Source organism: Streptomyces sp. NPDC127114, from assembly GCF_042677525.1.
Taxonomy (GTDB): Bacteria; Actinomycetota; Actinomycetes; order Streptomycetales; family Streptomycetaceae; genus Streptomyces.
In genome coordinates this window covers 181,667-206,640 of record NZ_JBHXTJ010000010.1, presented here as the reverse complement: position 1 = coordinate 206,640, position 24,974 = coordinate 181,667, and the positions used below count along the sequence as shown (strand labels likewise).

Here is a 24,974-nt window from a genome sequence, read left to right as displayed (position 1 = left end):
ACCCGTCTTGTTCCGGCCGGATCAGCCGAAGGCCAGCTTGTCTCCCCAGCCCGACCCGATGACGGTCTTCACCGGGCCGTTGGTGTTGGTGGTCGACGGGTGGTAGATGGCCATGTGACCGTCGGACTTGAAGCGGGCCCAGATGTCCGGGATCCCGTCGCCGCTGATGTCCGGGATGCCGATCGCCGCGTCGACGTTGGCCTCGGTCCAGCTGGTGCCGAAGGGATCGTCCTGGCCGCCGGCGGAGTTGGCGCCCAGCATCAGCGAGTTGAGGTCGACACCGCCCGCCGCGCCCGGCTTGCCGCGGCGCAGGTACATGTTGCCGTTGTCCAGGTTCCGCCAGAGCAGGTCGGCGACGCCGTCCTTGTTCATGTCGGCCAGGTTGACGATCTCACGGCGCGCCCAGGCGTCCGGGTTCATCTGCGTCGCGGTCTGGAAGGCGCCACCGGTGTAGCCGGAGAGCACCCAGAACCCCGCCGCGTCGCGCAGCACCACGTCCGACAGCTTGTCACCCGTGATGTCACCCAGGACCTTCATCTGGGTCCAGGTGGACGGCGCGGGCGCGTTCGCCGGGAGCCGGACCTTCATCCGCTGCTCGACGTCGAAGGAGCCGTAGCCGTCGCCGGGGTACAGCCAGAAGCCGCCGTCCGGGGTGCGGGCGAACAGGTCCGTCGTGCCGTCGCCGGGGTAGACGTCCTGGTAGTGGCCGATCAGCGCGGCCTTGTTGCCGAGCGTGGAGGCGGCGTCGTACCAGTGACCCGGCGGGTTCAGGGTCGTCGTGCCGTCCTTGTTCTTCAGGTACGAGGAGGTCAGCTGGCCGTAGAGCTCGCCGCCAGGCTGGTCCGCCTCGGTGCCGACCGGCTGGCCCGGGTACGTCCGCAGCACGCCGCTGACGTCGATGACCATCAGGTCGGGAGTGCCGTCGCCGCCGGTGTCACCGGGAGCGTCCGCGTTCTCCTTCGGCGGGACGTACGTCGTGTAGTCCGTCCGGCCGCTCGGGTTGCCGAGGGTGTCGTAGGCGTACACCTGGAGGGTGTTGGGGCCGGCGTTGAGCGGCTTCAGATCGGGAACCGAGGCCACGCCGCTCGCGTCGGCGGGAATCTCCTTGGGAGACACCCCGCCCCACGAGTACTTGAACTTCACCGCGCCGGGCGACTCGAACCTGATCGGCCCGGTCTTGCCGAAGCTCACCGTCGCCCAGGTGGCGCCGCTCGGGGTCGTCCTGAGCCAGACGTCACTGGTGACCACCGGCGGCGGCGGGCCGGAGCCGTCGATCGTGACGGCGCACGGCGTGGTGCCGGGCGGGAAGTACGTGGAGACCGCCGGGGTCGGCGAGTCGGAGTCCTCCGCGCGCACGTCCCAGTAGTAGGTGGTCCCGTCCACGAGGTCGGCAGACGGGATCTCGTACTTGGCCCAGCCGCTGGTCAGGTTGGTGCCCATGACACCGGTCGTCGGCGCGGTCGTGCCCGCCTTCCAGAAGCGGAAACGCAGACCCTTCAGGTTGCCGTCGGGGTCGTAGCCCTTCGCCTTCAGGGTCAGCAGGGTCTTGCCGACGGTGCGGCCCGGGGAGCCGACGACGCAGTCGCCGCCGGGGGAGGTCTCACCGTCGGTGGGCTCGTACGGCTTGCGGTTGTACGTGGCCTCGATCGTCGCGGAGGTCGCCTTGAACTTGCGCCAGGTCTGCGTGTCGCCCTCGCTGGTGGCCCGCATGCCCAGGGTCACGGTCGAGTGGCCGTTGTCGGTCGCGTACTGGGCCGCGTCCTTGACGTTGAACGCCTCGTACTCGTCCCCGCACTGGGTCGCCGACCAGCCGTGCGCGAAGGACTTGCGCTGGAGCTCGTCGGACCAGGACGGCTGCGCGCTCCAGGTCGTGCCGGACGAGATGGGACCGGTGCGCCACAGCTGGAACTCGCGGGCCGTGCAGGACCAGGAGTGGTTGTTCAGCACCTTGAAGGTCGCGGTCTTGATCTCCGCGCCCTTGATGCTGCTCGACCAGTCCATGCGCCAGAACGAGCGGGCGGTGCCGTTGGTCTCGTTCTCGCTGCCGACACGGGCGTCGGAGGTACCGGAGTTGAAGTTGGTGCCGTTGAAGAAGCTGGTCTTCGGGTACGGCTTGTAGGCCACCGTCCAGGCGTCCCAGCCGGGGTTCAGCGCCGGGTCGACGAACAGCGGGTAGCTGACGCCCTCGCGGCCGGCCAGGCCGGTGGCGGCGAAACCGAGCTCCAGCCGGACGGCGCCGGAGTTCTCGCCCTCCAGGGCCATCGGCAGCGGCGCCGACTTCGCGCCGGGCTCGACACCCGTGAGGCCCGACAGCTTGAGGACGTCGGCCGGGCTCGCGACCGACGTGCGGTTCGGGGTGCCGACGGGCAGTTCGGGATCCCGGCCGCTGGAGTCCCAGGCGAACGGCGTGGGGATCGACGCGATCTCCTTGCCGGCCTTGTCCAGGACCTGGAGCCGGCTGGCCTCGTGGTCCTGGCGGAAGACGGCGGTGTCCGAGCGCAGCCCGTACGTGACGGACCGGAGGGCCTGCTGACGCGCGGCCTCCTGGGTCTTCACGATCAGGACGGTGGCCAGACCGCCCTCCTCGCGGGCGACCACCAGCAGGTCGACCCCGGGCAGGACCTCGGAGTAGAGGGCACGGGGGCCGTCGAGCACCGGCTCGGGCAGGGGGCCCGGCCAGGTGTACGCGACGGTGTGCCCCTTGACGTCCGCCTCGGCCAGAACCGTCTCACCGGGGTTCTCGGCACGGGCGAAGGAGCGGTCGGCGCGCGCCTTCGGAGCGTTGCCGCTCGCGAAGCGCACCGGAACAGCAGGGTTCACGGGTGCGATGCCAAGTCCCCTGGGGGCCTTGGCGGTTCGCTTGAGCGTGTTGTCAACCGGAGCCCACTCGCCCTCGGCGTTCCGTGCCCGGGTGGGCGCGGCCGTGATCCGGGTCTTGAGACTGCCGCTCGGCAGGGCCCAGGTCAGCGTGGTGGCCGTGGTGGCGGTGTCGACGAGCACCTCCTTGCCGGTGCGCAGGGCCTGGGCCATGGCGGCGGCCTCGTCACGCGGCCCGGTCGAGGCAGGCGTGGCGTCGGAGGTGCCGCCGGCGGTGACAGGGGACTTGTCGCCGGGCTGCCACCAGGGCAGCAGGGCGGCGACGAGGGCGGCCAGTACGAGGCCGAGGGTCAGCGACAGCCGCGTGCGCGTGCGCACGAACGGTCTGAGATATCGGGGCGGCGCGGTCACGGCGGTCTACTCCCGTGGGAACCAAGCGGATTGAGGACAGCACAGACAGCCCCGGTCGGCAGGCCGCGGGGCAGAAGGCGCGCACACGATCACACATGTGAAGGGCAGCGTCCACGTGTGGCGATGTTGTACATCTGTTATGCAAACGCGGAACCTGTTCGACGGACCGTCAATCAGTCCGTTTCAGGGCTTTCCTGGACCTGTATTGGTGACCATCGGGCGAAAGGTCCGGCCAGTCTGATAGGTCGTTGGCGGAATCGTCTGATCCGTTTCGCCCGGTGACGGAGATCACTTCGACGGCTCTCCAGCTCGCGGACCGATCTTGATATGCGCCCCGGACATGACAGAAAGTGCGCACGCACGCGCCTGGGCCAGGCGTGTGCCCTGTGGTGTTTTCGCACCTCGTCCATTGTCTGAATTGCCAGGGTGGGAGTCGACGCGCATGCGTGCTTCAGGTCCGCTGTCATGGCTGGGGCGAGGACGCCCAGCCCTGACAGAATCACAACGACGGCGACGGCGGCGAAGCCGCGCGGCGACCGTCATTCTGTTGTCCTCGACGCTGACCATCACCAGCCTCGGCGGTCAGGCGCTGGCCATCCCCGGCCCAGGCATGAGCCGCGAGGAGCAGGTCGCCAACGTCGACCTGCCGGACCTGCCGAAGGCAACGGACGTCGAGGGCGACAACACCGCGGCCACGACCCTGGCCCTGGCCGAGCAGATCCCGGTCGACCCGTACGCTCCCACCGCGACCGCGGCATGGGCCTCCGGAACCGGTAGCGCGCCGATCGCGGCGACCGACGCACCCGGCACCATGAAGACGGTCCAAACCGACTCGACCGTCCTGCCGGTCGCCATCGGCGTTCCCGAGGGCGGTGACGCCGCCGCCCTCGCCGGCACCTGGACCGTGGGCGTGGCCCCTGAGACGATCTCGCAGACTGCGGGCGTCTCCGGCGTCGTCATGAAGCTCACCCCGCCGGCCACGGTCGACCCGAACGCCGAAGTGGCGCTCAGCGTCGACACCACGGGCTTCGCCGACCTTTACGGGCCGCAGGCCGCCGACCGCTTCGGTCTGATGCTGCTGCCCGAGTGCGTCTACTCCACCCCCACCGAGGGTGACTGCGCCGACAGCGGCGGTACGCAGCCGATGTCCGGCCCCGACGGGGCCAAGGACGTCAAGAACGGCAAGAAGAACTTCCAGCGGCTGCCCAGCAAGGTGGAGACGGTGGCGGCCAAGGACGCGCCGTTCCGGTCCACGGCCGCCAAGAACGCCAAGACCCGCAAGATCGTCACGGGTACCGTCCCGGTCTCCAGCCTCCTCGGTGAGGGCTTCGTCCCCTCCGGGGCGAAGAAGGCCTCCTACCGGGACGGGGTCCAGCCGGTCGCCAACGCGACGGGCGGCGCCTCGCTCGGCATGCTCGACACGGGCTCCTCGGTGTCGGGCGACTTCACCGCCTCGCCGCTGCTGTCCTCCGGCTCCTGGTCCTCCGGCTCCTCCTCGGGCGCCTTCACCTACTCGTACCAGGTACAGGTCCCGGAGACCGCCGGCGGTCTGATGCCGAAGGTCGCCCTGTCGTACTCCTCGCAGACCGTCGACGGCCGCACCTCGTCGTCCAACAACCAGGCCTCCTGGGTCGGTGACGGCTGGGACTACAACCCGGGCTCCATCACCCGGTCGTACGCCAACTGCCGCGAGGACTCCAAGAAGGCCGGCTCCAACAACTCCACGCACCGCACCGCGGACCTGTGCTGGGGCTCGAACAACGCCACCCTCTCGCTCGGCGGCATGACCACCGAACTGGTGTGGGACGAGACCAAGAGCCAGTGGTTCACCGCCAACGGCGACGGGTCCAAGGTCGAGCGGATCATCAACACGGACCGTGCCAACGGCGCCAGGTTCAACGAGTACTGGGTCGTCACCACCAAGGACGGGACCAAGTACCACTTCGGCATGAACAAGCTGCCGGGCTGGTCCGACAAGGGCACCGCCGACAAGGCGGACGACGACCCGTACACCGACTCGGTCCTGACCGTCCCGGTGTACGGCAACCACTCGGGTGAGGACTGCTACAAGGGTCCGACCACCACCGACTGGACCAACTCCTTCTGCACCCAGGCCTGGCGCTGGGGCCTCGACTACGTCGAGGACGTCCACGGCAACGCCATGTCGCTGTGGTGGAAGAAGGCGGACCCGAACTACTACGCCCGGAACTTCAACTTCAAGGACCCGGTCCCGTACGACCGCGACGGCTGGCTCGACCACATCTACTACGGCCAGCGCAGCGACAAGATCTTCACGGAGACGGCTCCGGCCCGCATCGGCTTCAGCGTCCTCGAGCGCTGCTTCCCCGTCGACGGCGTCACCTGCTCCGAGGCCAACTTCACGTCCACGGACCCGCGCAACTACCGGCCCTGGTTCGACACGCCGGCAGACCTGCGCTGTGTGGCCGGCAAGAAGTGCTGGAACGCTGGCCCGTCCTTCTGGACCCGCAAGCGCCTCGACAAGATCACGACCTCGACCCAGCGGCGCACCGACACCACCGCCCGCCAGGTCGTCGACGAGTACCAGCTCGTTCAGAGCTTCGCCGCGAACGGCGACCCAGACAGCGCCGACCCGGTGAGGACCGGCCCGAACACCGCCCTGTGGCTGGAGTCCATCCAGCGCACCGGCTACGCCCGCAACGGCACCACCGACGCGAAGGTCACCCTCAACTCGGTGCGGTTCGAGCCCAACGCCGAGGACATGCCGAACCGCGTCGTGGCCTACAACCCGCAGCGACCCGGCTTCTCCAGGCTCCGCATCGGCCGCGTCATCAACGAGTACGGCGGCGAGACCGTCGTCACCTACAAGCCGACCTCGGGCGACTGCGTCACCGGCAACCTGCCCCGCATCGACCAGCAGGCCGGTGAGACCCGCGCGGAGGCCATAGCCCGGCTCCAGCCGCAGCTGAAGGCGAACAACCGCCTCTGCTACCCGACGTTCTGGAGCCCGGAAGCCGGGCTCGAGGACATCGACTGGTTCCACAAGTACGTCGTGGACACGGTCGAGGAACTGCCGAACATCGACGGCAACTACACCACCAGGACGGAATACCAGTACAAGAACCCGGCCTGGAAGCTTGCCGAGGCCGAGTTCACCAAGAAGACCCAGCGCACCTACTCGCAGTTCGCGGGCTTCGAGCAGACCACGACCCTCACGGGCCCGGTCGTCGAAGGCACACCGGACGCCCCCGGCCAACGCTCCAAGGCCGTCACCCGCTTCTTCCGGGGCCTCGGCGACACCGTGTCCGTCAAGGACAGCGCAGGCGTCGAGATCGCCAAGGACGAGGAGCCGTTCGCCGGCCGGATCGCCGAGGAGCTCACGTACCTCGACTCCACCAAGGCCGACTCCGAGTGGCTGAGCCGCAGCACCACCAAGCCCGCGGCCACCGAACTCGGCAAGCGCAACCGCGACGACGGCCTGAGCCCGCTGCGGGCCTGGCGGGTCACGGAGCCGGAGGAGATCGCGTACACGAGGGCGTCCGGCACCAACCCCGACGACCCGCGGACGCTGCGCACGGTGAAGACGTCGACGACGTACGACCCGACGTACGGTCTGCCGACGCAGGTGGAGTCGCTCGGCGACACCGGCAAGAGCGGCGACGAGTCCTGCACCAAGCTGGACTACCTGCACCGGACCGACAAGAACCTCATCGGTCTGTCCAAGCAGGTTCTGGTTTCGCCGACGACCTGCGCGAACGCCAACTGGGCCAACCTCGGCTCGTTGAGCGGCGGCAACCGCACCGCCTACGATGGCACGACGTACGGCACCGCGCTCGACTCCTCGACCCGGGGTCTGGCCACCGAGTCGTGGACGCTCAACGGCGCCGGCACCGACTTCCGCACCGCCGGCACCAAGGCGTTCGACGCCGTCGGACGCGTGGTCAAGGAGACCTCGGCGGAGCAGCTGAGCAAGCCGACTCCGAAGTCCTCCACGATCAAGTACGAGCCCATCGGGCCGGCCACCGGTCAGGTCTTCAAGGTCACCATGACCAACGTGCTCGGGCACCGGCAGATCCAGGAGCTGGAGCCGGGACGCTCGGTCACCGTGAAGACGACCGACGTCAACGACCTGGTCAGCGAGGCCGTGTACGACCCGCTGGGCCGTCTCTCCGAGGCATGGGCCCCCGGCCGGACCCCCGGCAGCGGCGTCGCGGACTTCCGCGCGGTCTACACGATCCCGATGGAGGAGACCGACCCGGACAACAAGAACCTCAAGATCCGCAAGCCCCCGTACGTCACCACCTACGCGCGGGGCTACGAGGACCGGATCGAGACCTCCGTCACCCTCTACGACGGCCTCGGCCGCGAGCGGCAGACGCAGGAGGAGGCCGACGGCGACGCCGGCTGGCTGATCACCGACACGCTGTACAACAGCTCCGGTGAGGTCGGGCAGACCAACAACGCCTACCTGACCGACGAGGCCACGCCGGGCCAGCTCTTCGTTCCGGTGTCCGACACGGCCGTCCCCAACATCACCCGCTACACCTACGACGGTCTCGGCCGCGTGCTCCAGGAAACCCCGTACCTGAAGTACGTGGACCCGAACACGCAGGCGTCCACCTCGAAGGCGTACCCGGAGCGGGCCGTCCGTTACGAGTACGGCGAGGACTGGTCGAAGGTCATCCAGCCGCAGGGCGACTCCTCCTACCGCGTCTGGACCGACGCGACCGGCCGCACCGTCCGCACGGACACCTTCAACCCGGCGGCCCCTGGCGGCTTCACGTCGACCCGCTACGAGTTCGACGTGCACGGCCAGCTCGCCAAGGCGACCGCATCGGCCGACGAGGCGCACCCGTGGTCGTGGACGTACAACCACAACGGCCAGGTGGAGACGGCGGTCGACCCCGACACGGGCACGACACGCACGACCTATGACGCCTTCGGCCGGGTCGAGACGACCACCAACGCCCGCGGCATCAAGGTCTGGAACAGCTACGACGAGCTGTCGCGGCCGAAGGAGGTGCGCGAGACCGACTCCCTCGGCAAGGTGCTGTCCTCGTTCACGTATGACACGGCCCCGGGCGGCAAGGGCATGCCCGCCACCGCCACGCGTTACACCGATCTCCAGGCGTACACCCAGACGGTCAACGGCTACACGAAGGACTACCAGCCGACCTCGACCACGCTGTCCCTGCCGCAGTCCATCGTCGACACCTGGGGCCTGAAGAAGGACTACAGGTACGACTACACGTACAACGACCGCGGCATGCTGGACGAGACCACCCTTCCGGCGGTGGGCAACTTCGGCACCGAGAAGCTGGTCGTCCGCTACAACAAGGACGGCAAGCCGCTCTCCATCTCCGGCAAGGACTGGTACGGCGCCGAGACCGCCTACGACCCCTACGGCCATGTGCTCCGCTCCACGCTCGGTGCCCAGCCGTACCGCGTGTGGACGCAGAACGCCTTCGACGAGTCCAGCGGCGAGCTCACGTCGCAGTCGGTCTTCCGCGAGAAGACCGGCACGGCCGCGGACAACTCCGTCGTCAACTCCCTCGTCTCCGGCAACCTGGTCTCCCACCGGGCGTACACCTACGACCCGGCGGGCAACGTCACCTCGATCCAGGAGGGTGCCTCCGGGATCGAGGAGCGGCAGTGCTTCGTCTACGACCCGATCGGCCAGCTGAAGTCGGCCTGGACCGCCAAGGACCAGACGACCTGCGTCAACCCGAGGAACCCGGACGGTTCACTCAACAAGAACCCGGACGGCACGCTCCGGGTCGCCGCGGGCGCGGACGGCTCGGGCTACTGGCAGGAGTACGACTACGACCTGCTCGGCAACCGCTCGCAGCTGACCGAGAACGACCTCAGCGGCGACACCGCCAAGAACGCGGTCACCACGTACGCGTACGGCAAGAACGCCGCCAAGGACCAGCCGCACACGCTGGCCAAGGTGACGAAGAAGTACAAGACGCCCTCCGGCGCCGATGTGACCGCCGAGGCCACCCGGCTGTACGAGCTGACGGGTGAGACCAAGTCGGTCACCTCGGTCGAGAACGGAGACAAGCAGGACCTGACCTGGACCTACGACGGCCAGGTCGACCGGATCACCGGTGCGGGCACCGGTGGCAAGACCCCGTACGTGGGTCTCGGCCAGAAGTGCCTGGACCTGAAGTCGGGTGCGGGTGCGGCCGGCCAGCCCATCCAGCTGTACGCCTGCAACACCTCGGTGGCGCAGAACTTCAAGTTCACGCCCACCCCGGGCACGGCGGCGGCGCCGCAGAGCGACCCCAACAAGGGCACGCTCTCGGTCTACGGAAACTGGTGCCTCCAGCCCGCGGCCAACACGGCCGGCTCGGCGCTCCAGATCCAGAAGTGTGACGGCTCGGCCGCGCAGGAGCTGAAGCGCAACGCCTCCGGCCAGCTGATCCACCCCGCCTCCGGCAACCTGTGCCTCGCGGTGCAGGGCGCGGCGAACGTGAACGCGACGCCGGTCGTGCTCGCCACCTGTGACGCGGCCCAGGCCGCCCAGCAGTGGCTGCCGCAGAACGACACCCGTCACGTCTACGGCCCCGACGGATCCCGCCTGCTCACCATCAAGGGCAAGCAGGCGACCCTCCACCTGGGCGAGGCCGAGGTGACCGTCCAGCAGGGCGGCGTCCTCGTCAACACCCAGCGCACCTATTCGGTTCCGGGTGGCGCGGTCATGCGCTACTCGTACGGCACCGGCTCGGAGACCCTGGTCGCCCAGACCTCGGACCACCAGGGCAGCGCGTACACGGAGGTCGCCCTCTACGGCGGCCAGTCGGTGCGCATCCGCAAGCAGGACCCCTTCGGCAACGAGCGCGGCACCGCCGGTGCCAACCTCCAGAACCACAAGGGATTCCTCGGCAAGACCCGGGACGACTCCTCCGGCTTCCAGCCGCTGGGCGCCCGCCTGTACGACCCCGTGGTCGGACGCTTCCTGTCCGCCGACCCTCTGCTCGACCTGAACGACCCGCTGCAGTCCAACGGGTACGCGTACGCGCACAACAACCCGGTCACGTACTCCGACCCGACCGGTCTCGCCATCAGCCTGACCGCCTCGGAGAAGGCCGCGGCCCTTGCCGGCGCGGGTCTGTCCGCGGCGCAGGTCGCCCAGGCGCAGGCCACCATGGGCAAGTCCCTGACCTCCGTGATCCTGTCGATCGCCTGGGAGACGCTGAAGGACTTCATCGGCATCAACGACGCCATGGCCTGCTTCGGCGGTGACATGTGGTCGTGCGGCAGCATCATCCTGGACGCCATTCCGTGGACGAAGCTGGGCAAGATCCCGTCGGTTCTGAAGGCGATCAACCGGACCATCGACGCCATCCAGGCGTTCAAGGCGGCCAAGCGGGCCGCGGAGGCGGTGCTCAAGGCCGCGAAGGCAGCCGAAGCGGCAGCCTTGAAGGCCAAGAAGGCGGCCATCGAGAAGGCCAAGAAGGAGGCCGCGCAAAGAGCCAAGAAGAAGGCGGCCGAAGCCGCCAAGAGAAAGGCGGACGCGGCGGCCGCCGCGAAGCGGAAGACGGGCAACGCGGCGCAGAAGCAGGCGCAGGCCAAGTCCGCGCCGAAGTCCTCCTCCCACGCCGGCAAGGGCGGCGGAGGCGGCTCCGGCAAGGGCGGCGGCTCCGGCAAGTCCGGCGGTGGCGGCTCCGGCAAGTCCGAGGGCGGTGGCTCCGGCAAGTCCGGCGGCTCCTCCCGCAGCAACGGCGGTACCAGCGGCGGCGGCGGCTCCGGCAAGGTCGAGGAAGGCGCTTCCTGCCCGATCAGCAACAGCTTCGTGCCGGGCACGAAGGTGCTGATGGCCGATGGCACCACCAAGCCGATCGAGCAGGTCAAGGTCGGCGACAAGGTCATCGCCACCGACCCGGAGCGCGGGGAGACGCGTGTCGAGACGGTCACCGCGGAGATCAAGGGCCAGGGCCTCAAGCACCTGGTCAAGGTCACGATCGACGTCGACGGCAAGGCCGGCTCCAAGACGGCCCAGGTCACCGCAACTGACGGTCACCCCTTCTGGGTGCCCGAGCTCGGTGAGTGGATCGACGCGACCGACCTGAAGTCCGGCAACTGGCTGCGCACCAGCTCTGGCGCGTACGTCCAGGTGGCCGCGGTCGAGCGGTGGACCAGCCAGGACAGCACGGTTCACAACCTGACCGTCTCCGACCTGCACACCTACTACGTGCTGGCCGCGCAGACCTCGGTCCTGGTTCACAACTGCCCGCCGTCGCAGGCACTGCAGGACCTGGCAGACATCGCGGAGGCGTACGGCGCGGAATACGCGGCCGAATACACGTCGCCTTCGGGTGAGGTCTACCGGGCACACAACAAGGAACAGCCCGCCGTGCCCCCGGGCATGCAGGACGAGTTCGACGAGTACGATCACCACGGCGGCTGCGCCGAGACCAAGTGTCTGATCAAGGCGTACAACGCCGAAGGCCCGAGCGCGATCCGTGGCGGCCACATGGACGTCGTCCACGTCGGTGACGACGACGACGGAAACTGGGAGCACGGCGATGTTGCCCGGCCTTGCGGACGGTGCAGTCGACTGCAGAAGGGACTGTTCATTGGGCCCTGAATCAACTGAGCCCGACCACGGGCTGAGTCTTCCCGTCCGTGAAGCCCTCCTGGCTGCCGGCTGGCAGCCAGGAAGGCGAGTGGACATCTCGGACACCGTCGAGCGGCTCGCGCTCGCCGGGTACGTGATCCACGAGAATTTCACCTCCTTCATGAGGGAATTCCGGGGTTTGAAAATCGAGCCGGTTTTGACTGCCGGTCCGAATTTCATGAATGACGAGCCCTATTGGATCAGCCCGGGCCGAGGAGTCCGGTATCTGGACGAGGCACTCCTGCTGAAGGACGTGTTCGGGGAGGATCACAACCCGGTCGGGTGGTGGTTGAGCAGCAGTCATGTGTTCATGGGGGTCAGTGGAAGGGTCCGGGCTTACTTGGACGGACTCGTCTGGGAACTCGGCGAAACGCCCTTCGAGGCATTGGAATTCGCCGTACGGCCGACCCGGCCGCTGATCTGCGTGTGGTCTGCTCCGGGACGAAGGCCGTGGCCCAAGAGGCCTGAGTCCCGCTAGCCCCTAGGTGGCGTTCCGCCACCACCGTCGCGCCCCTGCGAGGATCTCCTCGCCGCGCGTCCCCACTGCCGCCCCCCCCCCCCCCGCCCCGGGGGGGCCCCCCCCCCCCCCGCCCTCCCGCGGGGCTGCCCCCCCCGCGGGCCCCGCGACGCATGTCGGGGGCGGTACATGCCGGGAGGGGGGCGGATCCGCCTGCAGGCCGCCTTCCGCGTCTCACGCTCTTGGTGTCATCGCCCCCGCCCCTCCGCCTCCAGCCTCAGCCCCTCCTCCATCACCGCCCGCGCGATCGGTGCCGCGTCCCCGCCCCCGCTGATGTCCGTGCGGTTCGCCTCCGCGTCCTCCACGACCACCGCCACCGCCACGGCCGGCTGGGCCGAGTCGGGGGACTGGGCCCAGGCGATGAACCAGGCGTAGGGGGTGCCCGTGTTGCCGAGGCCGTGCTGGGCCGTGCCCGTCTTGCCGCCGACGCGGGCGCCCGGGATGGCGGCGTTGGTGCCGGTGCCCTCCGTCACCGCGCGGACCATCAGGTCCTGGAGGCGGGTCGCGGTGGAGGGGCGCATGGCCTGGCGGTAGGTGCGGCGGGCGGGGGAGTCGACCAGGGTGCCGGCCGAGGTGGTGGTGCGCTCGACCAGGTGGGGCTGGGCGATCTCGCCGTTGTTGGCGACGGCCGCGGCGACCATCGCCATCTGCAGCGGAGTGGCCGCCGTGTCGAACTGGCCGATCGACGACAGCGCCAGCTGGTCGTCGCTCATGTCGGTGTCGAAGTTGGACTTCGCCACCCACGACGGGATCCGCAGCCCCGTGTCGTTGAAGCCGAAGGCCTCGGCCGCCGTCACCATCCGGTCCAGCCCCACCTTCACGCTCAGCCCGGCCATCACCGTGTTGCACGACCACCGGACGGCATCGGCGAGCGAGGCGTCCGCGCAGCCCGTCGCCTCGTTGGGCAGCACCTGGCGGGTGCCCGGGAGGACGAAGGGGTCCGGGGTGTCGGTCGGGGCGTCGACGTCCGTGACCACGTCCGCGTCGAGGGCCGCGGCCGCCGTCACGATCTTGAAGGTGGAGCCCGGGGGATAGGTCTGCCGGATCGCCCGGTCGAGCATCGGCTGGTGGGGCGAGGTGTTGAGGCGGTGCCACGCGTCGGACACCGCGGGGCCCGTACCCGAGAGCAGTCCCGGGTCGTACGACGGCGAGGAGACGAGCGCCAGGATCCGGCCGCTCGACGGCTCGATCGCCGCGACCGCGCCCCGCCTGCCGTCGAGCCCCCGGAAGGCCGCCTCCTGCATCCGGGCCCGGATCGTGGTGACGACGTCGCCGCCCGGGTGCCGGCCCCGGCTCACGTCGTTCCACAGCGGCAGCGGCGCGAGCATCGGATCGGTGCCGGACAGCAGGTCGTCCTCGGCGCTCTCCAGGAGCGTCGTGCCGTACGTCTGGGAGGCGTAGCCGGTCACCGGCGCGTACAACGGGCCCTGCGTGTAGGTGCGTTCCCAGCGCAACTGCTGCCCGCTGTCCCGGGAGCCGGTGACCGGACGGCCGTCCACGAGGATCTCGCCGCGCGGCTGGCCCCAGCGGGAGATGGCGATGCGACGGTTGGCCGGGTTGTCGTCCAGCTCGTCCGCCTCCAGGACCATCACCCGGCCCGCGTTGACGAGCAGTGCCACGAGCAGGACCAGACAGAGCCCGGCGGCCCGCCGGATGTACCGGATCATCGGATGGGGCTCACCTCGCGTCCTCCACGACGGGGGCGATGACGCCCGTGTCGGCCATGTCCGGGCGCGGGGCCCGCGCCGAGTCCGAGACCCGGACGAGCAGCGCCACGATGACCCAGTTGGTGACGACCGAGGACCCGCCCTGGGCGAGGAACGGCATCGCCATGCCGGTGAGCGGGATGAGTCCCATCACCCCGCCCGCGATGACGAAGACCTGGAGCGCGAGGATCGAGGCCAGGCCGATGGCGAGCAGCCGTCCGAAGGGGTCGCGCAGGGCGAGCCCGGCGCGGTAGCCGCGGGCGACGAGCAGCGCGTACAGCAGGAAGAGCGCGGTCAGGCCGACCAGGCCCAGCTCCTCGCCCGCCGTCGCCAGGATGAAGTCCGACTTCGTGGCGAAGCCGATGAGCACCGAGTGCCCGAGGCCGAGTCCCGTGCCGAGCATCCCGCCGGCGGCGAACGCGAACAGCGACTGGGCCAGCTGCCCCGGCCCGTCACCCGCCCGGATCGAGGCGAACGGATCCAGCCAGTCCTGCACCCGGCTGTGGACGTGCGGTTCGAGGGAGCCGACGAGAAACGCGCCGGCCGAGGCGAGCAGCAGCCCGACCGCGATCCAGCCGGTCCGCCCGGTCGCCACGTACAGCATGATCACGAAGAGCCCGAAGAAGAGCAGCGAGGTCCCCAGGTCCCGCTCGAGGACGAGCACGCCGACGCTCAGCAGCCAGATCGCCACGATCGGGCCGAGCACCCGGCCCGTGGGGAACTGCAGCTTCCAGACGGTACGGCCGGTGTACGCGAGCGCGTTCCGGTTGGCGGCGAGGTAGGCGGCGAAGAAGACGGCGAGCAGGATCTTGGCGAACTCGCCCGGCTGGAAGGAGAGTCCGCCGATCCGGATCCAGATCCTGGCGCCGTTCACGGCGGGGAAGAAGATCGGCAGGATCATGAGCGCGAGCGCGGTGGCGACGGACAGGTACGCGTACCGCTGCAGCACCCGGTGGTCGCGGATCAGCAGGACGACGGCGATGAACAGGCCGACACCGAGCGTCGACCAGACCAGCTGGGTCGGCGCGGCCCGGTCGCCCGGCGTCTCCAGGTCGAGCCGGTAGATGAGGACCAGGCCGAGGCCGTTGAGCAGCACGGCGATCGGCAGCAGGAGCGGGTCGGCGTAGGGCGCGCGCAGCCGGACCGCGAGATGGGCGAGCAGCGCGAGGAGCCCGAGGCCGGCGCCGTAGCGCGCCGCGTCGGGCGGCACGGCACCGCTGCGGGCGAGCCCGACCTCCGCGTAGCCGCAGACGGAGATGAGGACCGCCCCGACGAGCAGCGAGAACTCCACACCACGACGCCGGGGCACGCGCACGCCGGGCGGGGGCGCGTCCCTGGTGTCCTTCGCGTCCGTCGGCGGCGGTGCGGTCATGGACCGCAACGTAGCAAGCAGTAAGCCTTATGTCCCTTTTGTGTGACGGTGCGCCGCCGTTGCGCGCCGGTCGCCGGTCCTCACCGGTCGGTCTCGCCGGCCCGTCCTCAGCGATCGGTCCTCGCCGGCCGGTCCTCAGCGGTCGGTCCTCACCGGTCGGTCCTCACCGGTCGGTCGTCACGCGTCCGTCGGCTCTTCCGACTCGGCCAGGCGTACGTACTCCGGCAGCGTGAGACGGGCGAGGGCCCCGCCGTCGCCGTCCTCCTCCGGCGCATTGGAGAAGACGAGTTCCGCGCCGATCACCTCGGCCTGCCCGGCGGCGATGGTCAGCCCGAGGCCGTGCCCCTTGCCGCCGCTCTCCGTACGGAACCGCTGCGGTCCTGCCTCCAGCAGGTACTCCGGGTAGCCCGCGCCGTGGTCCCGTACCGTCACCACCGGCCCGTCGACCGTCAGGACCACCGGCGGCGCGCCGTGCTTGTGGGCGTTGGCGACCAGATTCCCGAGCACCCGCTCGAGCCGCCGCTTGTCCGTCTCCACCGTCGCGTCCCGCACCACCCGGACCTCGGTGTCGGTGCCGGAGGCGCGCACGACCCGTTCGGCGAGCGGGACCAGGTCGTGCACGGCCAGGTCCACCGTCTCGGTGCCCGCGTCGAGCCGGGAGATCTCCAGCAGGTCCTCGGTGAGCGCGCGCATCGTCCGCACCCGGTCCCGCACCAGCTCCGAGGGCCGCCCCTCGGGCAGCAGTTCGGCCGCGGCGGAGAGGCCGGTGAGCGGCGTGCGCAGCTCGTGCGCCACGTCGGCGGTGAACCGCTGCTCGCTCTGCAGCTTCCGCTGGAGCGAGGAGGCCATGGTGTCGAGCGCTCCCGACACCGTGGCCACCTCGTCCTGGGGCCGTGAAGGGTCCTTCGTGCGGGGATCGTTGACGCGCGCGTCCAGGTCGCCGGCGCTGATCCGCCGCGCCACCTGCGCCGTCGCGTGCAGGCGCCGGGTGATCCGGGTGACGGCGAAGGCCCCGACGAGCAGGGTCGCCCCGATGGCGAGGACGGACGAGCCGAGGATCGAGCGGTCGAGCCCGTCGATCGTGTCGGCGCTCTGGGTGTAGTCGATGCGCACGGCGAGGGCGCGGCCGTCGGCAGGGGCCGCCGCCCACATGGTCGGGCGGCCCTCGAACTCGGTCACCATCGTGCCCCGCTCGCCCCTCAGCGCGAGCGCCCGGAGGGACTCGGGCAGCCCGGCCGGGTCGACCCCGGCGAACCGGGGCAGCGGCTCGCCCGACTCGTAGAGCCGGCTGACCTCGTCGAGCCGGGCCAGCGCCTTGTCCCGGGAGTCCTTCACGGTCTGCCCGGCGACCGAGACGTGGACGAGGGTGCCGAGGAGCGCCGCGAGGGCGCAGCACATGACGGTGATGAAGACCGCGGCCTTCCAGGTGAGGGTCGCGGTCCAGGCGGGCAGCCGGGGGAAGCGGCGGGAGGCGGACGTCGTGGGCGTACGGGGTTCTCGGGACCGGTTCACGGGCCACCCTCGGAGGGGCTCGGGGCGGGGGCGCGGTCGGGCGCGGTGGCGGAGGCGCTGGGGGTGGCCGTCGGACTCACGAACACGGGCGCCGGAACCATCGAGGTACCCGCACCGGGTTTCACCCGCACGATCTCGTCCCGCGCCGGCAGCATCGACCGCTGCTGCTCGTCCCAGGACCACGCGGTCCGGTACTCGTACCCGGGGATTCCGGCCGAGCTGACCCGCATGATGAGGTCCCGGCCGGCCAGCTCGACGCTGACGACCTGGTCGACGGTGGACATGATGCGGGTCAGTCCGCCGTTCTCGGCGAGATAGACACGGACGCCGAGCTGCTGGTCGGGCATGCGGATGCCGACGATGAGCTCGTCGCGGCCGTTGCCGGTGAGGTCGCGGTAGTACGGCTTGAGGACGGGACAGGCGGCGCTCGCGGCTCTCTCCGTGCCCTTGTCCCTGGCTTTGCCGGAGCCCTTGTCCGTGGCCTTGTCCGTGGCGTTGTCGGAGTCCTTGTCCGAGTCCTTGTCCTTGCCGCAGTCCTGCACGGCTCGGGCGGTCTCCTCGTACAACCCGTCCGGGCCGGAGCGGGCGCCCTCGCTTGCGCGCACCTCGGCCTGGACGACCGCCACGGCGTCGACGGTGTGGACGTCGTTGTCCGGGACGCTGATCCCGGGAACGCGCTGGGTGTCGGTCTCGCCGTAGTCGATCGGCGGGTTGGTCGCGGGCGGCAGGTCAGGCCAGAGCCGGACCGGGCCGACGGCGGAGGGAGCGCGGCCGGAGCTCTGCAGTTCGCCATGGCCGCCGCAGCCGGTGAGGGCGGCGGTCAGGACGAGCGCGAGCACGCCGAGGGCCGCGACCGGGACGGCCGCGGTGGCGGTGGCGGCGGAGAGCCGCGCTCGGCGTCGCGTGGTCACTGCCCTCCTCGGGCGGGTCGGATCCGTCGGCTTCCTGAGGGTGCCCCGTGGTTTCCCGGTGGGGTCACTTCACCAGGTCGGCGAAGAAGATGATGTTGTCGGTGCGGTGACCGTCCCGGACGGGTCCGCCGCAGGTGATGAGGCGGAGCTCGGGCCGGTCGGTCTTCCCATAGACCTTATTCGTAGGGAAGTCCTTTTTGTCTACTTGCTGGATCTCGCGCACCGCGAACCGCGCCGTCGAGCCGTCCGCGCGTCCCACCTCGATCAGGTCTCCGGCCTTGATCTTCGCCACGTCGCGCATCAGGGCGGGGCCCCGTGCCGTGTCGTAATGCGCGACGACCACCGCCGCCCCGCGCTCGCCCGGCGTCACGCTCCCCGTGTACCAGCCCGGCTGCTCGGCCTGCTCCACCGACGGCACCTGCATCTCCTGATCCGCGTCCAGGCCGAGCCGCAGCATCGGCCCGGCATCCACTCCGGCAGACGGTATGACCAGCCGGTTCGGTTCCGACGCAGCCATGGCCGGCGCCGCCTGATGCCCGGCGGGTCTCACGGCCACGTTCCGTACGGTCACATCCGGCGCCCCGTTCCCCGCGGCCCCGACGCTTCCGCCGCACCCGAGGACCCCGCCTCCGACGGCGACGGCGAGCGCACTGGTGACGAGCAGCGCGCGGCGGCGGAAGGGGGAGGGGCGACGGCTCATGGCGGACTCCGATCGGGTGGCGGCGGTTGACCGGATACGAAGGTAAATGTCCGGCTTTGCGGTTGTGTAACAGTGAGCCGGAGGTGAGCCTGCGGGCTCGTTACGTGGGGGCCGGCCGCCGTCGGCCATGGCACGGCAGCCGCCGACTCGGCGGCGCGTTCGAGATGCCGCGTACTCCGGCGCGCCACCCCCGCCGACCGTGGGGTGCTCGCCCCGTCGAGGGTGGGGTGGCTGGTCACCCGGGTCTACCGCCGACCGAGGGACGCCAGTCGCCGAACCGCCACCCCTGGTTGGGGGAGCCACCTGGCCCCTCGTCGGCCCGCGCCCTGGCCGTCCGGGATCGGCCTGCCTCGCGCCGCCCGGTCGGCCGGGCGTCGTCAGTACAGCCGGCGTTCCATCTGGGTCAGGGCCGCGCGGCACAACGTGAGGAGCTTTTCGTCGTCGTGGACGTCGTGGGAGCCCGCGCCGTCCTCGCGGGCGTTGTGGCGGCGCCTGCGGGAGAGTTCCGCGCGGATCGCGGGCTCCGCGTCCGCCGCCGCCGCGCCCATCTCCGCCAGGCACTCCGCCACGGCCACCCGGGTGTGCCGGTTCTCCTCCCAGGCCGCGAGCAGCACCGGCAGGGTCTCCGCCGCGTCCCCGGTCACCCGCCACAGCGCCGCCGCCGAACGCACCCGCACCCACAGGTCCCGCGAGCCGAGCCCCGCCCGCAGGGCGGGGGCCGAGCGGGCCGCGGCCGGCCCGATGGCACCCAGCGCGAGGGCCGCCGCGCACCACTCGCCGCCCGACGTACCCGGCCGCAGCCACCGGTCGAGCGCGCCGAGCGCCTCGTCCAGCGAACCGTCCAGCGCCCACATCGCCCGCGCCGCCATCGACGACACCGCCGCCGACTCCGAGCCGAGCAGCCGCCGCACGTCCGGCAGCGCCTCCTGGGCGACGGGCCCGAACGCCACGAGCGTCCGCAGGCACGCCTCCCGCACCCACTCCCGACGGTTCACCGGCGCGCCGCGCAGCACCCGCAGCACCTCAGGCAACGCCTGGGCGCCCCGTACCGAGCCCAGCGCGAACAGCAGCGGCGCCGCCCGGTCGTACAACAGGTCGTCGAGCTCCACCTCCCCGAGCCGGCGCCGCAGCACCGGCGCGAGCGGCAGCGCCGCCGGGCCCAGCGAATCGACCGCGTACAGCAGCTCGCGCCGTACCTCCCGCTCCTCCAGCGCCCTGGCGAGCAGCGGGATCGCCCGCGCGTCGCCGGCACGGGCGAGCGCAAGCAGCGCCCCGCCCCGCCCGGCCCGCGCGCCCGGCCCCGGCAGCCCGAGCGGCCCCGTCGACCCGGTGGTCAGGCGCGCGGCCAGCGCGTCCGCCGCGGGCCCGCCCAGCTCGAAGAGCCGCTCCAGGAACGACGTCGCGGCCTCGCGCAGCCGCGGCTCCGGGTCACTCAACTGCGCCCCGACCAGCCGCACCACTTCCTCGTACCGCCCCCGCCACACCCGTATCAGACCGCCGCACAACCAGATCGCGTCCGACCGCTGGCCCCAGTCGGGGCTGCGCAGCTGCGCCAGGATCAGGGCGATGCGGTCGTCGACCCGGTCGTCCAGGGCGGAGTGCAGCGTGCGCAGCAGTTCCTCCGTCCACGGCGTGGGGCGGCCCGCCGAGTGCTCCTCGAACAGCTCGCGCACCTGCCCCATCAGAGCGGAGGCGGAAGCAGAGGCAGAGGAAGAGGCGGAGGCCGAGGCCGAGGCGGACACAGGCGTGGACGAGGAGGCGGCGACCGTACGGCCCGCCTCGACACCCTCGACGCCCTCCGTACTGCCGTCGCTGCTTTCGGCGCTGCCAGAACCCTCAGCATCCTCGACGCCTTCGACGCCTTCGACGCCTTCGACGGCCTCGGCGCCTTCGACGGCCGTGAGGGAGTCCAGAGAGTCCCGCGGGGCCAGCGAGTCCAGAGAGTCCAGTGGGGCCAACGAGTCCAGGGAGTCCAGCGAGTCCAGAGAGTTCAGCGGGGCCAACGAGTCCAGCGAGGCCATCGAAGCCAGTCGGTCCAGCGGCTCCATCGCGTCCAGCGAGTCCACCGACGAGGTCGGCCGGTTCTGCGGGGCCGTGCGTACCTCGTCGAGCAGCACCGTGACCCGTTCCACCACGTCGTCCGGGATCTCGGCAGGCGCCACCCGGGCGAGCTGCGCGAGCGCCGCGAGCCGCAGACCCGGCGCCTGTGCGGCGCGGGACAGCCAGCCCAGCCAGTCCACGGTCTCGTCGCGCAGCGACTCGTGCCGCAGCGCGATCCGCCCGACCGCCGCGACCAGGGCGAGCCGTACCTCGGTGTCCTGTTCGACCGTGAGCCGCTCGCGCAGCAGGTCGAGCACGCGGACCGGGTCGCCGTGCAGCGAGGCCAGCGCGCACGGGGCCGCGAGCCGTACTTCGGGGTCGGGGTCGTCGACGAGCGCGAGGAACACGTCGGCGCCTGCCGCGACCGCGGCGGCGGCCATCGCGTAGTTGGCCGCCGGTATGAACTCCTCGTCCTCCGGGTCGAGTTCGTCCAGCTCCTCGTCCCCGGACAGGTCGATGCCGCCGATGCTGGTGAGCAACTCGACGATGCCGCCCCGGTCCTTGACCGTGGGGTCGGCGACGAGTTCGAGGAGGAAGGGGATACAAGCGAGAGTCGAGTCGTAGACGTCACCCTGGTGGTGCACCGCCCCGTACATGCCGTCGAGCGCGTTCTCCCGCTCCGCGGGGTCGTCGGAGGCGAGTCCCCGCAGCAGCTCCGGCACGTCGTCCGCGGGGCCGTACGCATGGCCCAGCGAAGCCCAGTCGACCTCCTCGATCCCCGTCAGCATGCAGGCCGCCTTCCCCGTGAGCGCTTACCAGGCAGCAAGTGTGCACCAACGCACCCGTAACAAGGACCCGCCCGCCGGAGGCTGTTCCGCAAGCCCCGCGCGGCCGCTCGCTTTGCGCCACGCCCAGGTCCGTCGGGGGCCCGCCGGAGACCCGTCGGGAGCCCTGACGGCCCCTCGCCCCGCCGATCGAGCGCCCGAGCCGGCCGCCTCCGCCCGCTCACCGACACCCCAACCGCCCGCCGGACATGCACACTTGCGCACCGGACCGCTCGCACGGGCCCCCGCGCCGGGGTGCTCGGGGACTTTGTCCGGAACGGAGCGGATGGGAGGGGTGATCGGTATCCGGCCGCGGGGCGCGTTCGCGCTGGGCCGCCGGGCCACCGGGGCGCTGGGGCGGTCCGGCTACGGTTCCGCCTCCGGCTACGGTTCCGCCTCCGGCTACGGCTCGGCCTCCGGCCACGCCTCCGCCTCCCGTACCCGCACGAACCGAGCCGTGTCCTGACGGCCTGCGATCACGCGCAGTTCGACCGTGACGGGTTCGGCGAGCGGCCGTACCGTCCCGTGTTCCGGGTGTTCCACCGGCTCCGCCGCCACCCGCCCCGCCGTCAGCTCCGCCACCTCGCGCGCCTGGGCCCCGGACAGCCGAGGCGTGGTGCGCAGCTCGCGGCCGTCGGGCAGGCGCACGAGCAGTGCGTGCGGGCGGTCGGGCGGTCCGAACACACCGGCGAGCAGGGCGTCGCCGGTGTCCGAGTGCCGTACCTTCCGCCAGGACCAGGTGCCACCCGGCCGGTACGCCGAGTTCCAGGCCTTGGCGACCACGCCCTCGACGCCCGCGTCGCGCAGCGCGTCGAACCACTCGCGCGCCGTCGCCTCGTCGTCGGTGGCGAGCACCCGCTGGAGCGGCGGGCCGATGCCCGCGAGGGCGGCGCCGAGGAGGTCCCAGCGTTCGTGCAGCGGCCGGCCGCGAAGGTCGTGGCCGGGGAGGGCGAGCAGGTCGAAGGCGATGTACGAGACGGGGATGCCGAACCGCTCGCGGTCCCGGTGCGAGCGGAGCAGGTCGGTGAAGCTCAGTCGCCCTTCGCGGTACGCGCAGAGCTCGCCGTCCAGGACGATGCCCGGGGGCAGCCGCTCGCCCAGGTACGCGGCGATGCCCGGGAACTCGGGGGAGAGGTCGCGCCGCGCACGGGACTGCAGGAAGACCTCGCCGCCCTCGAGGACGAAGGCGAGGGCGCGGAAGCCGTCGAGCTTGAGGGAGTACTGGAAGCCGCCCGGAACACCGCCCTGCCGGGGCAGCTCGTCGGCGGCGCGCGGCCGCATCACGTCGACGGGGGGCCGCAGCACCACGTCAGGGGCGGACGAGCCCCGGGGCGGATCGGGCATGCCACGGGGGTCGGACGCGCCCGGGGACGGGTCCGGCGTGCCCGGGGACGGGTCCGGCGCGCCCCGGGACGATCCGGGGGCCGCGGGGTTCATGGCAGCGGTCCGGCGATCGTGGGGTCGAACAGAGGTGCGAGCAGTTCGCCGTACATGTCCAGGCGAGGCGCGATGTCGTTCATCAGCACGACCAGCCGCCCCGCGCCGCCGGCTCCCGCCGTCCCCGCTGTGCCTGCCGTCCCCGCGGCCCCGCTCTCGCCGCTCTCCGCGGTCTCCTCGACCTCCTCCCAGGTCACCGGGGCCGAGACGGTCGGCAGCCGGCGCGCCCGCAGGGTGTAGGGGGTCGCGGTGGTCTTCGCGGCGGCGTTCTGGCTGTGGTCGACGAAGACCTTCCCGGGCCGCAGCGCCTTCGCCATCCGGTGCACGACGAGCCGCGGCAGCTCGGCCTCCGCCTCGACGGCGAGCCGGCGGGCGTAGCCGGACACGTCCGCGGAGGGCGCGGGCACCAGCGGCACGAGCAGGTGCAGGCCCTTGGAGCCCGAGGTCTTCGCGTACGCCGTGAGGCCGTCGGCCGCGAGCCGTTCCCGCAGGTGGAGGGCGACCTGGCAGCACTCGACGACGGTCGCGGGCGGTCCCGGGTCGAGGTCCAGGACGAGCCGGTCGGCGACGGCGGGGGTGTCCGCCCGCCACTGGTGGGTGTGGAACTCGACGACCAGGTTCGCCGCCCACATCAGCGACGGCAGGTCCTGGATCACCACCTGGCGGGCGCGCGGCGCGTCGGAGCGGGGCACGGGGGTGGTTTTCACCCAGGCGGGCGTGCCGGGAGGCGGGTTCTTGGTGAAGAACAGCTGCCCGTCAGGGCCGTCCGGATAGCGCAGGAAGGACACCGCCCGGTCGCGCAGATGCGGCAGGATCACGGGCCCGACCGTGGCGTAGTAGTGCAGCAGCTCGCCCTTGGTGGTGCCGCTGGCGGGGTGGAGGACCTTGTCGAGGTTCCTGAGGGCCAGGCGCCGCCCCTCCACCTCTGTGATGGGCGTCATACGATGAGAATCCCACGATTCCCGACCAATGGTGCGAAGGGGATGAATAGTGCGATCCATATGGAACGGAGCCATATCCTTCGGCCTGGTCAGCATCCCGATCAAGCTGGTCAACGCGACCGAGAGCCGCTCGGTCTCCTTCCGCCAGATCCACGCCGAGGACGGCGGACGCATCCGCTACAAGAAGGTGTGCGAGCTGGACGGGGCCGAGGTCACGCAGGCGGAGATCGGCAAGGCCTACGAGGACGCCGACGGGACCATGATCCCGATCACCGACGAGGACCTGGCCGCGCTGCCGCTGCCGACGGCCAAGACGATCGAGATCGTCGCCTTCGTGTCGGCCGGTGACATCGACCCGCTCCAGATGGACGCCGCGTACTACCTCTCCGCCAACGGCGTACCGGCCGCCAAGCCGTACACCCTGCTGCGCGAGGCGCTGAAGCGCAGCGACAAGGTGGCGGTGGCGAAGTACGCGCTGCGCGGGCGCGAGCGGCTCGGCATGCTGCGGGTGGTGGACGACGTGATCGCCATGCACGGACTGCTGTGGCCGGACGAGATCCGCGCGCCGGAGGGCGTGGCTCCGGAGACCCCGGTGACCGTGCGCGAGGCCGAACTCGACCTGGCCGACGCCCTGATGGCCACGCTCGGCGAGGTCGACATCTCCTCGCTGCACGACGACTACCGGGAGGCCGTGGAGGAGATGATCGCCGCGAAGGCCGAGGGCGGCGCCGGCCTCGCGCCGACGGAACCCGCCGCCGCCGGCGGCGGCCAGGTGATCGACCTGATGGCGGCCCTGGAAAGCAGCGTGCGGGCGGCCAAGCAGGCCCGGGGAGAGACGGCGGGCGCGGAGGGCACGGCAGAAGCGGCCGAGGGCGCGGCGGAGGCGGCCGAGGTGACCGAGCTCAGGTCGCGGAAACGGGCCGCGACCAAGAGGCCGGCGGCGACGCCGAAGGAGACCGGCGCGAAGAAGTCCACGGCGAAGACAGCGGCGAAGAAGACGGCTGCGCCCGCGAGGAAGTCGACGGCGAAGACGGCGGCCGGGTCCACCGCCAAGACGCCGGCCAAGTCCGCCGCCAAGTCGACGGTGAAGTCGACGGCCAAATCGACGGCGAAGAAGCAGCCGGCGAAGAAGGCTGCCGCGAAGAAGGCGACTCCGCGCAAGCGCACGGCGTAGGAGCGAACGA

12 protein-coding genes are annotated in these 24,974 nt (G+C 71.2%); 3 read left to right on the top strand and 9 right to left on the bottom strand.

Annotation, left to right across the window (positions count from 1 at the left end):
• Nucleotides 1–21 precede the first annotated feature (21 nt).
• Entirely contained in the window at nucleotides 22–3,228 is a 3,207-nt protein-coding gene (locus ACFVGS_RS13800; protein ID WP_385692561.1) for a DNRLRE domain-containing protein, read from the bottom strand.
• Between the two features lie 610 nt (nucleotides 3,229–3,838).
• On the opposite strand from ACFVGS_RS13800, the gene ACFVGS_RS13795 reads away from it, so the two are divergent.
• Nucleotides 3,839–11,800, top strand: coding sequence for a ricin-type beta-trefoil lectin domain protein (locus ACFVGS_RS13795; RefSeq protein WP_385692571.1), 7,962 nt, complete (start codon nucleotides 3,839–3,841; stop codon nucleotides 11,798–11,800).
• The gene (locus ACFVGS_RS13790; RefSeq protein WP_385692560.1) at nucleotides 11,739–12,308 is read left to right on the top strand and encodes an SUKH-3 domain-containing protein; all 570 of its coding nucleotides are present in this window, start codon (nucleotides 11,739–11,741) and stop codon (nucleotides 12,306–12,308) included. Before ACFVGS_RS13795 ends, ACFVGS_RS13790 begins: the two co-directional genes overlap by 62 nt.
• A 227-nt stretch (nucleotides 12,309–12,535) precedes the next feature.
• Here ACFVGS_RS13790 and ACFVGS_RS13785 read toward each other — a convergent pair whose 3' ends face one another.
• From ACFVGS_RS13785 to ligD, 8 genes are all read right to left on the bottom strand, one after another.
• The gene (locus ACFVGS_RS13785; protein WP_385692559.1) at nucleotides 12,536–14,014 is read right to left on the bottom strand and encodes a penicillin-binding transpeptidase domain-containing protein; all 1,479 of its coding nucleotides are present in this window, start codon (nucleotides 14,012–14,014) and stop codon (nucleotides 12,536–12,538) included.
• Nucleotides 14,015–14,024: 10 nt separating this feature from the next.
• On the bottom strand, nucleotides 14,025–15,425 hold the full coding sequence (locus tag ACFVGS_RS13780; RefSeq protein WP_384420603.1) for an FtsW/RodA/SpoVE family cell cycle protein: 1,401 nt from the start codon (nucleotides 15,423–15,425) through the stop codon (nucleotides 14,025–14,027).
• A gap of 177 nt (nucleotides 15,426–15,602) precedes the next feature.
• Nucleotides 15,603–16,937 (bottom strand): histidine kinase dimerization/phospho-acceptor domain-containing protein, encoded by a 1,335-nt coding sequence (locus tag ACFVGS_RS13775; protein WP_385692558.1) that lies wholly within the window; start codon nucleotides 16,935–16,937, stop codon nucleotides 15,603–15,605.
• Nucleotides 16,934–17,848, bottom strand: a complete 915-nt coding sequence (locus tag ACFVGS_RS13770; protein ID WP_385692557.1) for a hypothetical protein — start codon at nucleotides 17,846–17,848, stop codon at nucleotides 16,934–16,936. The genes ACFVGS_RS13775 and ACFVGS_RS13770 overlap by 4 nt, the downstream gene beginning before the upstream one ends.
• Nucleotides 17,849–17,912: 64 nt before the next feature.
• Entirely contained in the window at nucleotides 17,913–18,365 is a 453-nt protein-coding gene (locus tag ACFVGS_RS13765; protein ID WP_384420608.1) for a class F sortase, read from the bottom strand.
• A gap of 560 nt (nucleotides 18,366–18,925) precedes the next feature.
• Nucleotides 18,926–21,376, bottom strand: coding sequence for a PBS lyase (locus ACFVGS_RS13760; protein WP_384420610.1), 2,451 nt, complete (start codon nucleotides 21,374–21,376; stop codon nucleotides 18,926–18,928).
• 438 nt (nucleotides 21,377–21,814) lie between these two features.
• Nucleotides 21,815–22,756 (bottom strand): DNA ligase, encoded by a 942-nt coding sequence (locus ACFVGS_RS13755; RefSeq protein ID WP_385692556.1) that lies wholly within the window; start codon nucleotides 22,754–22,756, stop codon nucleotides 21,815–21,817.
• Nucleotides 22,757–22,845: 89 nt separating this feature from the next.
• A complete protein-coding gene (gene ligD / locus ACFVGS_RS13750; RefSeq protein ID WP_384420614.1) occupies nucleotides 22,846–23,790 on the bottom strand; it encodes a non-homologous end-joining DNA ligase in 945 nt (314 codons plus the stop codon).
• A 49-nt stretch (nucleotides 23,791–23,839) separates the two neighbouring features.
• On the opposite strand from ligD, the gene ACFVGS_RS13745 reads away from it, so the two are divergent.
• Nucleotides 23,840–24,964 carry a Ku protein gene (locus ACFVGS_RS13745; protein ID WP_384420615.1) on the top strand — a complete coding sequence of 375 codons (1,125 nt, stop codon included), beginning with the start codon at nucleotides 23,840–23,842 and terminating at the stop codon, nucleotides 24,962–24,964.
• Nucleotides 24,965–24,974 lie beyond the last annotated feature (10 nt).